This is a genomic window from Micromonospora sediminicola (assembly GCF_900089585.1).
Lineage (GTDB): Bacteria > Actinomycetota > Actinomycetes > Mycobacteriales > Micromonosporaceae > Micromonospora > Micromonospora sediminicola.
Genome location: NZ_FLRH01000003.1, coordinates 1,343,181 through 1,355,876, shown reverse-complemented (window position 1 = coordinate 1,355,876; position 12,696 = coordinate 1,343,181). Strand labels below are relative to the sequence as shown.

Sequence of the window (12,696 nt, the reverse complement as noted above, 5' to 3'; positions counted from 1 at the left end):
GAAGGACGGCAGTCCGATACCGCGGCGAGTTCGCCGAACCCCCGGATCGGCGGTGGTGATCCGTCTAGCCTCGGCTTCAGACGCGACCTTTCCTGTCGCGGCACCGACCGCTCGGAGGAAGCCGTGAACGCTCCGTATCCGCCGCCACCGCCGCCACCGGCCGCCGGCCGGGACCGGACCACGCTCTGGGGCGTTCTCGGCATCGTGCTCGGCCTGCTCTGCTGCGGAATCCTGGGCATCGTCTTCGGGTGGTTGTCCATCCGCGACGCGCGGCGCAACGGCAAGTCACCCTTGCTCGGCTGGCTGGCCATCGCGTTCGGCGTCGTCAACATCGTGGCCAGCGCCATCGTGCGGGCCCGGGGCAGCTACTACTACCCGTACTGGTACCGCTGAGCGTGAGGGGGCCGACCGGACCCGGTCGACCCCCTCGGCACGTCGTGCGACCGCTCAGCGGCCCGACATGATCTCCCGCATGAGCTTGGCGGTCTCGGTCGGGGTCTTGCCGACCTTGACGCCGACCGCCTCCAGCGCCGCCTTCTTCGCGTCGGCGGTGCCGGCCGAGCCGGAGATGATCGCGCCGGCGTGACCCATGGTCTTGCCGGGCGGGGCGGTGAAGCCGGCGATGTAGCCGACCACCGGCTTGGTGACGTTGGCCTTGATGAACTCGGCCGCGCGCTCCTCGGCGTCGCCGCCGATCTCACCGATCATGACGATGGCGTCGGTCTCCGGGTCCGCCTCGAAGGCGGCCAGCGCGTCGATGTGGGTGGTGCCGATGATCGGGTCACCACCGATGCCGACGCAGGTGGAGAAGCCGATGTCGCGCAGCTCGTACATCATCTGGTAGGTCAGCGTGCCGCTCTTGCTGACCAGGCCGATCCGGCCGGAGCCGGTGATGTCGGCCGGGATGATGCCGGCGTTGGACGCGCCCGGCGAGGCGATGCCCGGGCAGTTCGGGCCGATGATCCGGGTCCGCTCACCCTGGGCGACGTTGTACGCCCAGAACGCGGCGGTGTCGTGCACCGGTACGCCCTCGGTGATCACCACGGCCAGGTCGATGCCGGCGTCGATCGCCTCGACCACGGCGGCCTTGGTGAACTGCGGCGGCACGAAGATGACCGTGACGTCGGCCCCGGTCTCCTTCATCGCGTCCGCGACGGAGGCGAAGACGGGCAGCTCGGTGCCGTCGAAGTCGACGGTGGTGCCGGCCTTGCGCGGGTTGACGCCGCCGACGACGGTGGTGCCCGCCGCGAGCATCCGCCGGGTGTGCTTGGAACCCTCGGAACCGGTCATCCCCTGCACGATGACCTTGGAGTCCTTGGTCAGCCAGATAGCCATTGTCAGACCCCCGCAGCTGCCAGCTCGGCGGCCCGCTCGGCCGCGCCGTCCATGGTGTCGACCCGCTGGATGAGCGGGTTGGCCGCGCCGTCGAGGATGGCCCGACCGGCCTCGGCGTTGTTGCCGTCGAGGCGGACCACGAGCGGCTTGGTGGCCTTCTCGCCGCGCTGCTCGAGCAGCGCCAGCGCCTGCACGATGCCGTTGGCGACCGCGTCGCACGCGGTGATGCCGCCGAACACGTTGACGAAGACGCTCTTCACCGACGGGTCGGAGAGGACGATCTCCAGGCCGTTCGCCATCACCTCGGCGCTCGCGCCGCCGCCGATGTCGAGGAAGTTGGCCGGCTTGACGCCGCCGTGCCGCTCACCGGCGTACGCGACCACGTCGAGCGTGGACATGACCAGGCCCGCGCCGTTGCCGATGATGCCGACCTCGCCGTCGAGCTTGACGTAGTTGAGGTCCTTGGCCTTGGCGGCCTGCTCCAGCGGGTCCACCGACGCCTGGTCGACCAGGGCCTCGTGGTCCGGGTGCCGGAACCCGGCGTTCTCGTCCAGGGTGACCTTGGCGTCCAGGAGCAGCAGCTTGCCGTCCTTGGTGGTGGCCAGCGGGTTCACCTCGACCAGCGTGGCGTCCTCGGCGACGAACGCCTGCCACAGCTTGACCGCGACGTCGACGACCTGGTCGGCGATCTCGGCCGGGAAGCCGGCCGCGGTGACGATCTCGCGCGCCTTGGCCTCGTCGACGCCGGTGTTGGCGTCGATCGGCGCCTTGACGACCCGGTCCGGGGTCTCGGCGGCGACCTGCTCGATGTCCATGCCGCCGGCGACGCTGGCGATGCAGAGGAAGGTGCGGTTCGCCCGGTCGAGCAGGTACGAGAAGTAGTACTCCTCGGCCACGTCCGCGGTCACGGTGATCATGACCTTGTGGACGGTGTGACCCTTGATGTCCATGCCGAGGATGTCGGTGGCCCGGGCCACCGTCTCCTCCGCGCCCTCGGCCAGCTTCACGCCGCCGGCCTTGCCGCGGCCGCCGACCTTCACCTGCGCCTTGACGACCACCCGACCGCCGAGGCGTTCGGCGATCGCGCGGGCCTCCTCCGGGGTAGTGGCGACGCCGCCGGCGAGCACGGGCAAGCCGTGCCGCTCGAACAGGTCCCGCCCCTGGTACTCGTACAGGTCCACGATTGCGCGTCCCGTCCCGTCTCCGCGGCGCGCCGTCGCGCCGCCACCAGCGTTGGAAAATCAGTTTGACGCCTGTCATCAGAACAGACAGGCCATTTGCCGCAGCCTAACGAGATGGGAACCAGCGGCAACCGAGCGGGTGCGCGGTGTGCGGTAATGCACAGCCGTCGTCGCCGGAGTGGACGGCCGAGCGACGGACGGGGGCCGCCGGAGCGCGCGGCGTCAGCCGTCCGGGGGATGTCCGGAGCCGGGCGTAACCCCCCGTCGGGGGCGTCGTTGAGTCTGATGTCGGAGCGCTGGTCAAGCGCGACGGCGGGAGCGGCCGATGCCCTGTCGGTCGAGGGGTGGCGGCGGGGCATCGTGCATAGAGGGGCCGGGCGTGTGAGGGGTGCGTCCGGCCCCTCCCCCTGCCCGGGTTCGGGACCGGGCCCGCGGAGACCGGCCGGTCAGCCGACCGGCTGGGCGACGTTCTCCCGCACCCAGTCGACGATCGACCCGGTGGTCGCGCCCGGGGTGAAGATCTTCGCGACGCCGAGCCGCTCCAGCTCCGGGATGTCGGCCTCGGGGATGATGCCGCCACCGAAGACCACGATGTCCGCCGCCTCGCGCTCGGCGAGCAGTTCGAGGACCCGCTTGAACAGGGTCATGTGCGCGCCGGAGAGCACGGAGAGACCGACCGCGTCCGCGTCCTCCTGGATGGCCGTTTCGACGATCTGCTCGGGCGTCTGGTGCAGACCGGTGTAGATGACCTCCATGCCCGCGTCGCGCAGGGCACGGGCGACGACCTTCGCGCCCCGGTCGTGGCCGTCCAGGCCGGGCTTCGCGACGACGACCCGGATTCGAGAGCTCATCTGCGCACACCTTTCACCGGCACCGGCACTGCTGACCTGAACGAACGGTAACCCGGCCGGGCGCGGGGCGGGAAGCCGGGCCGCGCACTACCGCCCGACCTCGTACGCCGGAAGTCGGACACCTCCGCCGATCGGTCACTGTCCGCGACGAACGGACAGTTGACGGGCCATCCGACCAGCGGCACGAGATATGACAAGCTCGGATGGAATTGGACATAACGAAACGCCAGTTCGGCGCTTCGGCTTGTGACAGGAGTGGCGGTTGGCTAACGTGTCCACGGTTGTCATCGAGTCCACGGACGGGTGACGACGCGACACCGGAGGTTCGGCGGAGCTTCACCGAACGGTCCGGAGTCGCATCGGATCCCCGACAACGGAGGGTGTGCGTGCGCCAGCGCCTGTCGTCTGAGCCCGATCGATATCGCGGCCGTCGCCGCGTACCCACCCCCCCGCGGAGCCGCTACGCGGCGGTCGTCACCACCGCCTTCGTCGGCGCCGGCATCGTCGCCCTCGGCGCGAACGCCCTCCCCGACGCCAAGAGCGTCAGCCCCTCGGTCCTCGACGAGCTCCGGCAGGCCTCGGTCGCCAGCCAGGACGCCGCGGCCCGGGCCGACAGCGCCGACCGCGCCACCCGTGACGACCGGTCGACCGACGCCGCCGCGAGCGAGCAGGACCCCTGGCTCCTCCCCCTGCACGGCTACGACTTCAAGTCGCCCTACGGCGTGCGCTGGGGCAAGCTGCACACCGGCATCGACCTGGTCGCGCCCGAGGGCACGCCCTACAAGGCCATCCACTCCGGCACGGTCACCAAGGCCGGCTGGTTCGGCGGCTACGGCTACGCGGTGATCGTCAAGCACTCCGACGGCAGCGAGGCCATCTACGGCCACTCCTCCGCGGTGACTGTCAAGGAGGGCCAGGAGGTCAAGGCCGGCGATCAGCTCGGCCTGGTCGGCAACACCGGCCACTCCTACGGCTCCCACCTGCACCTCGAGGTCCATGTCAACGGCCAGCCGCTGGACCCGGTGCCGTGGCTCCAGGAGCGCGGAGTGGACATCAAGCTCGAAACCGAGGCACTCTACGGCGACGTGGCCGCGTCCTGACCCTCCGCACCGCCCGATGACCGCCCGGATCCCGTGATCCGGGCGGTTTCGTCTGTCGGCAAGTCTGCTGGATCACAGTTGCGGATGTGAGCGGGCCCACACCGGCCGGTGATCGTCTCTTCCGGGGAACCACCCAAGCGGCGTCAACCCGGGCAGGACGCCGGCCCGGACCGGCCCGGCCGGGAGACCCGCCGGCCCGGCCGCCCCGCCGCTGACACCAGTATTTCGAGGTCACGTGCCCCTCGACTGGTGAAGGTCCCCGTGCAACACAGCAGTCCCACCCCGAACGGCAACACCCCGGACAACGCCCCCGCCCGCCACCGGCGCCCCCGCCGGGCACGGCGCACCGTATACCTGGTCACCGGCGCGGTGGCCCTGCTCGGGCTCGGCCTTGGCGGTGTCGTGGTCGCGACCACCGATGAACCGACCCCGGCGCCGGCGGCGGTCGACTTCGACGCGCGGGCACGCGCGGAGGACGCCGCCCGCGCCGACCGCTCGGCCCGGGAGTCGGTCAGTCCCGTCACGCCGTCGGCCACCCCGGCCAGCCCGTCCCCGAGCCCGAGCGCGGCCGCCCCGAAGCCGAGGAAGACGGTGAAGCCGAAGCCGAAGAAGAAGGCCGCGCCGAAGCCCGGCTGGGTGATCCCGATGAAGGGCGCCGAGATCACCTCCTGCTACGGGCAGCGGTGGGGAACCCTGCACGCGGGCATCGACTTCGCCATGCCCGCCGGCACGCCGATCCGGGCCGCCGCGGCGGGCACCGTGGTCAAGGCCGGCGACGTCGGTGACGGTTACGGCAACTCGGTCTTCGTCGACCACCACAACGGCTACCTGACGCACTACGCGCACCAGAGCCGGCTCCTCGTCGACGTCGGCGACAAGGTCCGGGCCGGCCAGGTCATCGGCTACGAGGGCGCGACCGGTGACGCGACCGGACCGCACCTGCACTTCGAGGTGCACCAGGGCGCGATGTGGAACCAGATCGACCCGGCGCCGTTCCTGCGCGCCCGGGGCGTCGACGTGGCCTGCTGACGGCCACGGCACGAGAAGGGGCCCGGCCCGGCGGCACGCCGGACCGGGCCCCGCCCGTCGTTCAGAGCTTGTCGATCGGGGCGTGCCGCAGCACCAGCCACATGGTCTGGTCGCCGAAGTCGATCTGGGCCCGGGCGCCCGGGCCGGCGCCCTCCACCGCCAGCACCCGACCCAGGCCGTAGCGCTGGTGGTTGACCCGGTCGCCGGCCGAGACCTTGGGCGCCTGCTTCAGCTCGCTCGCGGTGGACAACCGGCTGGCGTCCACGCCCAGACGCTTGGCCAGCTCGGTCGCCTTCGGAGTGCCACCGGCGAAGCCGCCGCGGCCCATCCGGTCCGCCCGGCCGCCGACGCCGCCCCCACCGCCGCCCCACGAGGTGTACGAGCCCTCGGTGCGCTCCCACCGGACCAGCTCCGGCGGCAACTCCTCCAGGAACCGCGACGGCGGGTTGTAGGCCGGCGCGCCCCAGGCCGAGCGGGTGACCGCCCGGGACAGGTAGAGGCGCTGCCGGGCCCGGGTGATGCCCACGTACGCCAGGCGCCGCTCCTCCTCCAGCTCGCGGGTGTCGCCGAGCGAGCGCAGGTGCGGGAAGACGCCGTCCTCCAGGCCGGTCAGGAAGACCACCGGGAACTCCAGGCCCTTGGCCGTGTGCAGCGTCATGAGCGTGACGACACCCTGATGGTCCGGGTCGTCGGAGGGGATCTGGTCGGCGTCGGCGACCAGCGCCACCTGCTCCAGGAAACCGGCCAGGGTGGCCCGCTCGTCGTCGGCGCCCAGCGCCTCGATCCGCTCGGTGTATTCCCGGGCGACGCTCACCAGCTCCTGGAGGTTGTCCACCCGGCCGGCGTCCTGCGGGTCGAGGCTCTCCTCCAGCTCGGCCAGGTAGCCCGAGCGGGTCAGCAGCGCCTCCAGCACCTCCTCCGGGGTGCCGGTGGCGGCCAGCTCACGCGCCTCGTCGAGCAGCGCGACGAACTCGGCGATGCCGTTGGCCGCCCGGGTGGAGATCCCCGGCGCCGTCCTGGCGCGGCGCAACGCGGCGCCGAAGGAGATGCGGTCCCGTGACGCCAAAGCCTCGACGCAGGCCTCGGCCCGCTCGCCGATGCCCCGGCGCGGGGTGTTGAGGATCCGGCGCAGGCTGACCGTGTCGTCGTCGTTGACCACCGCCCGCAGGTAGGCCAGCGCGTCGCGGACCTCCTTGCGCTCGTAGAAGCGCACCCCGCCGACCACCTTGTAGGGCAGGCCGACCCGGATGAAGACCTCTTCGAACACCCGGGACATCGCGTTGGTGCGGTAGAAGACGGCCACGTCGCCCGGGCGGGTGTCGCCGCCGTCGACCAGCCGGTCGATCTCCCGGGCCACCCAGTCCGCCTCGGCGTGCTCGGTGTCGGCGACGTAGCCGACGATCTGCTCGCCGGCGCCGGCGTCGCTCCACAGCCGCTTGGGCTTGCGCGACGTGTTCCGGTCGATCACCGCGTTGGCCGCGTTGAGGATGGTCTGGGTGGAGCGGTAGTTCTGCTCCAGCAGGATCGTGCGGGCGTCGGTGAAGTCCCGCTCGAACTCCAGGATGTTGCGGATGGTCGCGCCACGGAACGCGTAGATCGACTGGTCGGCGTCACCGACCACGCACAGCTCGGCCGGCGGGACGCCCTCGGTGCCGGAGACCAGCTCCTTGATCAGCACGTACTGGGCGTGGTTGGTGTCCTGGTATTCGTCCACCAGCACGTGCCGGAACCGGCGCCGGTAGCTCTCCGCCACGTGCGGGTGGGACTGGAGCAGGTGCACCGTCGTCATGATCAGGTCGTCGAAGTCGAGCGCGTGCGCCTCACGCAGCCGCCGCTGGTAGAGCGTGTAGGCCTCGGCCAGGGCCCGCTCGTTCGGCCCCTTGGCCCGGCCGGCGAACTCCTCGGGGTCGACCAGCTCGTTCTTCAGGTTGGAGACCTGCGCGGCGAGGCCCCGGGCGGGATAGCGCTTCGGGTCCAGGTCCAGCTCGCGGGCGACCATCTGCATCAGCCGCCGGGAGTCGTCGGCGTCGTAGATCGAGAAGGTGGACTTCAGGCCGGCGTGCTCGTGCTCGGCGCGCAGGATGCGTACGCAGGCCGAGTGGAACGTCGAGACCCACATGAGCCGGGCGCGCGGGCCGACCAGCGCGGCCACCCGCTCCTTCATCTCGCCGGCGGCCTTGTTGGTGAACGTGATCGCGATGATCTCGCCGGGGTGCACGTCCCGGGCGCCGAGCAGGTAGGCGATCCGGTTGGTCAGCACCCGGGTCTTGCCGGAGCCGGCGCCGGCCACGATCAGCAGCGGGGAGCCGGCGTGGGTCACCGCGTCGCGCTGGGGGCCGTTCAGGCCGTCGAGGAGGGCCTGCGGGTCGGACCGGGCGGCCCCGGAGCGGCGCGGCGGGGTCGGCCGGGACTCCGGCGCGGGCGGGGACGCGGGAATGTCGAAGAGAGGATGCATCGCAGTCCGAGTCTATGCCGTCGGCCGGACACTTCCCCGCCCGCGCGCCCGGGTGCGCGGGCGGCGTCACGTCCCACCTGTTGGCCGGTTTCCTTGCGCGCCCGCCCCGCCGGTCGGCATACTCGACGGCGTGTTCGATCAGCGCTTCTTTTACTACGGCACCGGGAGTCCGGCAGCCGTGGGTCGCGCCTGATCATTCAGACCTACGAAACGCCCCGGGCTCCCCGAGCCCGGGGCTTTTCCGTCCCGGGATCCGGGTACCGGGTCCGAGCCCCGAGAGGGACGACGATGATGACTGACGTGGTGGAGTCCAGCGGCAGCCTGGCGCGGCACGACCGGCCGGCCGGCGGTGACCCGACCGGTGCCGCGGCGGCCCGGACCGGCACCGACGACTCGGCGGCGGCCGAGCGGATCGGGGAGATCCGGCGACGGATCGACGAGATCGACCGGACGCTGATCGCGCTCTGGCAGGAGCGCGCCGCGCTCTCCCAGGAGGTCGGCGCGACCCGGATGGCCTCCGGCGGGACCCGGCTGGTGCTCTCCCGCGAACGCGAGATCCTGGAGCGCTTCCGCTCCGAACTCGGCGCCGACGGCACCCAGCTCGCGCTGCTGCTGCTGCGCGCCGGCCGCGGCCCGCTGTGACCGGCGCCGGATACGACGGACCGCCTGCCCGCGTCGACTGACGCGGACAGGCGGTCCGGTCGGGATCAGGCCGCGCCGTGGGTGACGACGATCTCCCGCTTCTCCGCGAAGTGGCAGGCGCTCGGGTGGTCCGAGCCCGGCCGGATCTGGAGCAGCGGCACCTCCTGGGCGCAGAGGTCCTGCGCCTTCCAGCACCGGGTGCGGAACCGGCAGCCCGAGGGCGGGCTGATCGGCGAGGGGACGTCGCCCTGGAGCCGGATGATCGCCTTGCTCTCCCGCAGCGTCGGGTCCGGCACCGGCACCGCGGACAGCAGCGCCTGGGTGTACGGGTGGGTCGGCCGCTCGTAGATCTCGTCCTCGGTGCCGACCTCCACCATCTTGCCCAGGTACATGACGGCGACCCGGTCGGACAGATGGCGCACGACCGACAGGTCGTGGGCGATGAAGACGTACGACAGGCCGAACTCGGCCTGGAGCTTCTCCAGCAGGTTCATCACCTGCGCCTGGATGGACACGTCCAGGGCCGACACCGGCTCGTCGCAGACGATCACCTCGGGCCGCAGCGCCAGCGCCCGGGCGATGCCGATGCGCTGCCGCTGGCCGCCCGAGAACTGGTGCGGGTACCGGTTGATGTGCTCCGGGTTGAGGCCGACCAGGTCGAGCAGCTCCTTGACCTTGCTGCGCCGGCTGCCCTTCGGAGCCACCTCGGGGTGGATCTCGAACGGCTCGCCGATCAGGTCACCCACCGTCATGCGGGGGTTCAGCGAGGTGTACGGGTCCTGCATCACCAGCTGGATCTGCCGGCGCAGCCGCCGCAGCGCGCCACCGGAGAGCTTGGAGATGTCCTGACCCTTGTAGAGCACCTGACCGGCGGTCGGCTTCTCCAGGTTCATCAGCACCCGGGCGAGCGTCGACTTGCCGCAGCCGGACTCGCCGACCACGCCGAGCGTCTCGCCGGCCTTGAGGTCGAAGGAGACGCCGTCGACCGCCTTGACGTGCCCGATGGTCTTCTTGAACACGATGCCCCGGGTCACGGGGTAGTGCTTGACCAGGTCACGGACCTCGATGATGTTCTCAGTCACGGTTCACGAGCTCCTCGGCGAAGTGGCAGGCGCTGGCCCGGCCGTTGCCCAGCTGCAGCAGCGGCGGCACCTTCTCCCGGCACACCGGCTGCGCCATCGGGCAGCGCGGGTTGAAGGCGCAACCCGACGGGATGTTCATCAGGTTCGGCGGGAGCCCCTTGATGGTCCGGAGCTCCTGCCCCTTCTCGTCCATCCGCGGGATCGAGTTGAGCAGGCCGAGCGTGTACGGGTGGGCGGGCTTGCCGTACAGGTCGTAGACGTCGGCTTCCTCGACGATCCGACCGGCGTACATGACCGCGATCCGGTCCGCGACGTCGGCGACCACGCCGAGGTCGTGGGTGATCAGGATCATGCCCATCTGCCGTTCCCGCTGGAGCTCGCCGAGCAGGTCCATGATCTGGGCCTGCACGGTCACGTCCAGCGCGGTGGTCGGCTCGTCCGCGATCAGCACCTCCGGGTCGAGCGCCAGCGACATGGCGATCATCGCCCGCTGCCGCATACCGCCGGAGAACTGGTGCGGGTAGTTGCTGAACCGACCCTTGGCGTTGGGGATCTTCACCTGGTCGAGCATCTCGATCGCGCGCTTCTTGGCATCCGCGCGGCTGAGGCCGCGGCGGATGCGGAACTGCTCCGCGATCTGGAAGCCCACGGTGAAAACCGGGTTGAGGGCCGAGAGCGAGTCCTGGAAGATCATGGCGATGCCCTCGCCACGGATCCGACGCCGCTGCTCGGCGGACATCTTGAGCATGTCCTTGCCGTGGAAGCGCACCTGGCCGCCGGTGACGAACCCGGGCGGGGTGTCCAGGATGCCCATGACGGTCTGCGCGGTGACGCTCTTGCCGGAGCCGGACTCGCCGAGCACGGCGAGGGTCTCCCCCGCGTCGACGTGGTACGTCACCCCGTTGATGACCTTGGCGACGCCGTCCCTGGTGCGGAACTCCACCCGCAGGTCGTCGATCTCGAGCAGGCGGCCCGAGGGGCGGCCGGATCCGTCGGCGCCCGGAGCGGACTGCTCGGACACGAGAATGTCGGACAACTCAGTTCCCCTATCGGAGCTTCGGGTCGAGGGCCTCGCGGACCGCCTCGCCGAGCATCACGAAGCTCAGCACGGCCGCGACGAGGAACGCGGCAGGGAAGAACAGCAGGAACGGCGCGACACGGATGTAGTTCTGCGCCTCGCTGATCATGATGCCCCACGACACAACCGGACTCTTCAGGCCGACGCCCAGGAAGGACAGCGTCGCCTCGGCACCGATGAACGACCCGACCATGATGGTCCCGTAGACCAGCAGCGGGGCCAGACAGTTCGGGAGCAGGTGCTTCAGCACGATCCGCCCGGTGCCGGCGCCGAGCGCGCGCGCCGCCACGATGTAGTCGGCCTCGCGCGTGGCCAGGACCGAGGACCGCATCAGCCGCATCACCACCGGCCAGCTCAGCACCGTCAGCGACATGATCACCAGGAACATGATCTCGGCCTTGCTGTTGCTGCTGCCCGAGCCGTTGAACGTGGTCAGGATGACGATCGCGCCCAGCACGAACGGCAGGCCGAAGAAGACGTCCGCGATCCGGGAGAGCAGCGAGTCCACCCAGCCACCGCGGTAGCCGGCGATCATGCCCATGGCCCCGCCGATGAGCATCGTGCCCAGCACCGACAGCAGCGCCACGACGATGGAGGCCCGGGCGCCGTAGATGGTGCGGGCGTACACGTCCCGGCCCTGCACGTCGTAGCCGAACCAGGCGTCCGCCGACGGCTTGCCGAGGCTGCGGGACAGGTCGCCGTTGACGGCGTCGCCCGAGGAGAACAGCGACGGGAAGGCCGCCATCACGACGAACAGCAGGATGAACGCCGCCGAGATCCAGAAGAGGGGCTTGCGACGCAGGTCACGCCAGGCGTCGCCGAGCAGGCCGCGTGGCTTCTCCTTGCGGGCGCCCTCGGGCAGCCCGGCGCCGGGCGACGCCGCGAGCTCGCGCGGCTCCTCGGGACGGGGGGTGCTGACGATCGATGCGGTGGAGGGGTCACTCATAACGGATCCTCGGGTCCAGGGCTGCGTACAGCAGGTCCACCAGCAGGTTCATCAGCAGGTAGACAAGCACCAGCACGATCACGATGGAGACAACGGTAGCGCTCTCCTTGGTGACGATCGAACGGAAGACCTGTCGGCCGATTCCGTTGATCTGGAAGATGCCCTCGGTGACGATCGCGCCACCCATCAGGGCGCCCAGGTCCGTGCCGAGCAGCGTGACCACCGGGATCAGCGAGTTGCGCAGCAGGTGCACCCCGACCACCCGGCGCATCGGCAGGCCCTTGGCGATCGCGGTGCGCACGTAGTCGGAGCGCCGGTTCTCGGCGATGCTGGTGCGTGCCACCCGGGCGATGTACGCCATCGAGGCACTTCCCAGCACGAAGCCCGGAATGATCAGTTCCGAGAAGCGCATCTCGCTGGAGACCGTCGGCTTGACGATGCCCCACTGCACGCCGAACAGCCACTGCAGCACGAAGCCGACCACGAAGACCGGCAGCGCGATCAGGAACAGCGTGGAGACGAGCACCAGGTTGTCCAGGAAGCCGTTGCGCCGCAGGCCGGTCAGCACGCCGGCGGTGAGGCCGATGACCGCCTCGATCGCCAGCGCCACGACGGCCAGCTTCATGGTGTTCGGGTACGACGTCAGGATGATGTCGTTGATCGACCGACCGCTGAACGTCTCGCCGAAGTCGCCCTGCAGCAGGTTCTGCATGTACGTGAAGTACTGGACGAAGATGTTCTGATCCAGGTTGTACTTGTCGGTCATGAAGTCGATGTACTGCTGCGGGCAGCGCCGCTCACCGCACTTGCCGGCGAACGGGTCGCCGGGCACCGACCAGACGAGCCAGTAGATCAGGAACGTCGTGCCGATGAAGACCGGCACGAGTTGGAGTAGCCGTCTCACCAGATAACGGCCCATGGGGTGGCCTCCAGGAACAGGGGGCGTCGGACGACGGTACGCCGACACGGATGGCGGTCAGGTGCGAGGGTGGGCGTG

Annotated in this window: 12 protein-coding genes; 4 read left to right on the top strand and 8 right to left on the bottom strand. The window is 70.6% G+C overall.

Going from position 1 to position 12,696, the window contains the following annotated elements:
- Positions 1-123: 123 nt before the first annotated feature.
- On the top strand, positions 124-393 hold the full coding sequence (locus tag GA0070622_RS07010) for a hypothetical protein (protein ID WP_091570450.1): 270 nt from the start codon (positions 124-126) through the stop codon (positions 391-393).
- Between the two features lie 54 nt (positions 394-447).
- Here the strand turns inward: GA0070622_RS07010 and sucD are convergent, their stop codons facing one another.
- From sucD to icmB, 3 genes are all read right to left on the bottom strand, one after another.
- Positions 448-1,335 (bottom strand): succinate--CoA ligase subunit alpha, encoded by an 888-nt coding sequence (gene sucD, locus GA0070622_RS07005; RefSeq protein WP_091570445.1) that lies wholly within the window; start codon positions 1,333-1,335, stop codon positions 448-450.
- 2 nt (positions 1,336-1,337) lie between these two features.
- The gene (gene sucC / locus GA0070622_RS07000) at positions 1,338-2,516 is read right to left on the bottom strand and encodes an ADP-forming succinate--CoA ligase subunit beta (RefSeq protein WP_091570441.1); all 1,179 of its coding nucleotides are present in this window, start codon (positions 2,514-2,516) and stop codon (positions 1,338-1,340) included.
- Positions 2,517-2,962: 446 nt separating this feature from the next.
- Complete coding sequence (icmB, locus tag GA0070622_RS06995) at positions 2,963-3,367, bottom strand: coenzyme B12-dependent isobutyryl CoA mutase small subunit (protein ID WP_091570437.1); 405 nt, start codon at positions 3,365-3,367, stop codon at positions 2,963-2,965.
- Between the two features lie 386 nt (positions 3,368-3,753).
- Between icmB and GA0070622_RS06990 the strand changes: the two genes are divergently transcribed.
- Both GA0070622_RS06990 and GA0070622_RS06985 read left to right on the top strand, forming a co-directional pair.
- A complete protein-coding gene (locus GA0070622_RS06990; RefSeq protein WP_091570434.1) occupies positions 3,754-4,467 on the top strand; it encodes a M23 family metallopeptidase in 714 nt (237 codons plus the stop codon).
- Between the two features lie 261 nt (positions 4,468-4,728).
- Positions 4,729-5,496 carry a M23 family metallopeptidase gene (locus GA0070622_RS06985; protein ID WP_369700216.1) on the top strand — a complete coding sequence of 256 codons (768 nt, stop codon included), beginning with the start codon at positions 4,729-4,731 and terminating at the stop codon, positions 5,494-5,496.
- Between the two features lie 61 nt (positions 5,497-5,557).
- On the opposite strand, the gene pcrA is transcribed toward GA0070622_RS06985, so the two are convergent.
- Positions 5,558-7,951 carry a DNA helicase PcrA gene (pcrA, locus tag GA0070622_RS06980; protein WP_091570430.1) on the bottom strand — a complete coding sequence of 798 codons (2,394 nt, stop codon included), beginning with the start codon at positions 7,949-7,951 and terminating at the stop codon, positions 5,558-5,560.
- Between the two features lie 288 nt (positions 7,952-8,239).
- On the opposite strand from pcrA, the gene GA0070622_RS06975 reads away from it, so the two are divergent.
- Positions 8,240-8,593, top strand: coding sequence for a chorismate mutase (locus tag GA0070622_RS06975; protein ID WP_091570427.1), 354 nt, complete (start codon positions 8,240-8,242; stop codon positions 8,591-8,593).
- Positions 8,594-8,658: 65 nt separating this feature from the next.
- Here the strand turns inward: GA0070622_RS06975 and GA0070622_RS06970 are convergent, their stop codons facing one another.
- From GA0070622_RS06970 to GA0070622_RS06955, 4 genes are read right to left on the bottom strand one after another with little or no spacing between them, the layout of a single operon-like run.
- On the bottom strand, positions 8,659-9,675 hold the full coding sequence (locus tag GA0070622_RS06970) for an ABC transporter ATP-binding protein (RefSeq protein WP_091570424.1): 1,017 nt from the start codon (positions 9,673-9,675) through the stop codon (positions 8,659-8,661).
- Positions 9,668-10,696: an ABC transporter ATP-binding protein gene (locus GA0070622_RS06965; protein WP_091570412.1), complete on the bottom strand. Its 1,029-nt coding sequence runs from the start codon at positions 10,694-10,696 to the stop codon at positions 9,668-9,670. Before GA0070622_RS06965 ends, GA0070622_RS06970 begins: the two co-directional genes overlap by 8 nt.
- A 25-nt stretch (positions 10,697-10,721) precedes the next feature.
- On the bottom strand, positions 10,722-11,699 hold the full coding sequence (locus GA0070622_RS06960; RefSeq protein WP_091570409.1) for an ABC transporter permease: 978 nt from the start codon (positions 11,697-11,699) through the stop codon (positions 10,722-10,724).
- Entirely contained in the window at positions 11,692-12,618 is a 927-nt protein-coding gene (locus GA0070622_RS06955) for an ABC transporter permease (protein WP_091570405.1), read from the bottom strand. Before GA0070622_RS06955 ends, GA0070622_RS06960 begins: the two co-directional genes overlap by 8 nt.
- Positions 12,619-12,696: the final 78 nt, after the last annotated feature.

Bases quoted from the DNA above. Each gene is read 5' to 3' on its own strand.
- sucD (WP_091570445.1), bottom strand. From the start codon at position 1,335: ATGGCTATCTGGCTGACCAAGGACTCCAAGGTCATCGTGCAGGGGATG.
- icmB (WP_091570437.1), bottom strand. From the start codon at position 3,367: ATGAGCTCTCGAATCCGGGTCGTCGTCGCGAAGCCCGGCCTGGACGGC.
- pcrA (WP_091570430.1), bottom strand. From the start codon at position 7,951: ATGCATCCTCTCTTCGACATTCCCGCGTCCCCGCCCGCGCCGGAGTCC.
- GA0070622_RS06975 (WP_091570427.1), top strand. From the start codon at position 8,240: ATGATGACTGACGTGGTGGAGTCCAGCGGCAGCCTGGCGCGGCACGAC.
- GA0070622_RS06960 (WP_091570409.1), bottom strand. From the start codon at position 11,699: ATGAGTGACCCCTCCACCGCATCGATCGTCAGCACCCCCCGTCCCGAG.
- GA0070622_RS06955 (WP_091570405.1), bottom strand. From the start codon at position 12,618: ATGGGCCGTTATCTGGTGAGACGGCTACTCCAACTCGTGCCGGTCTTC.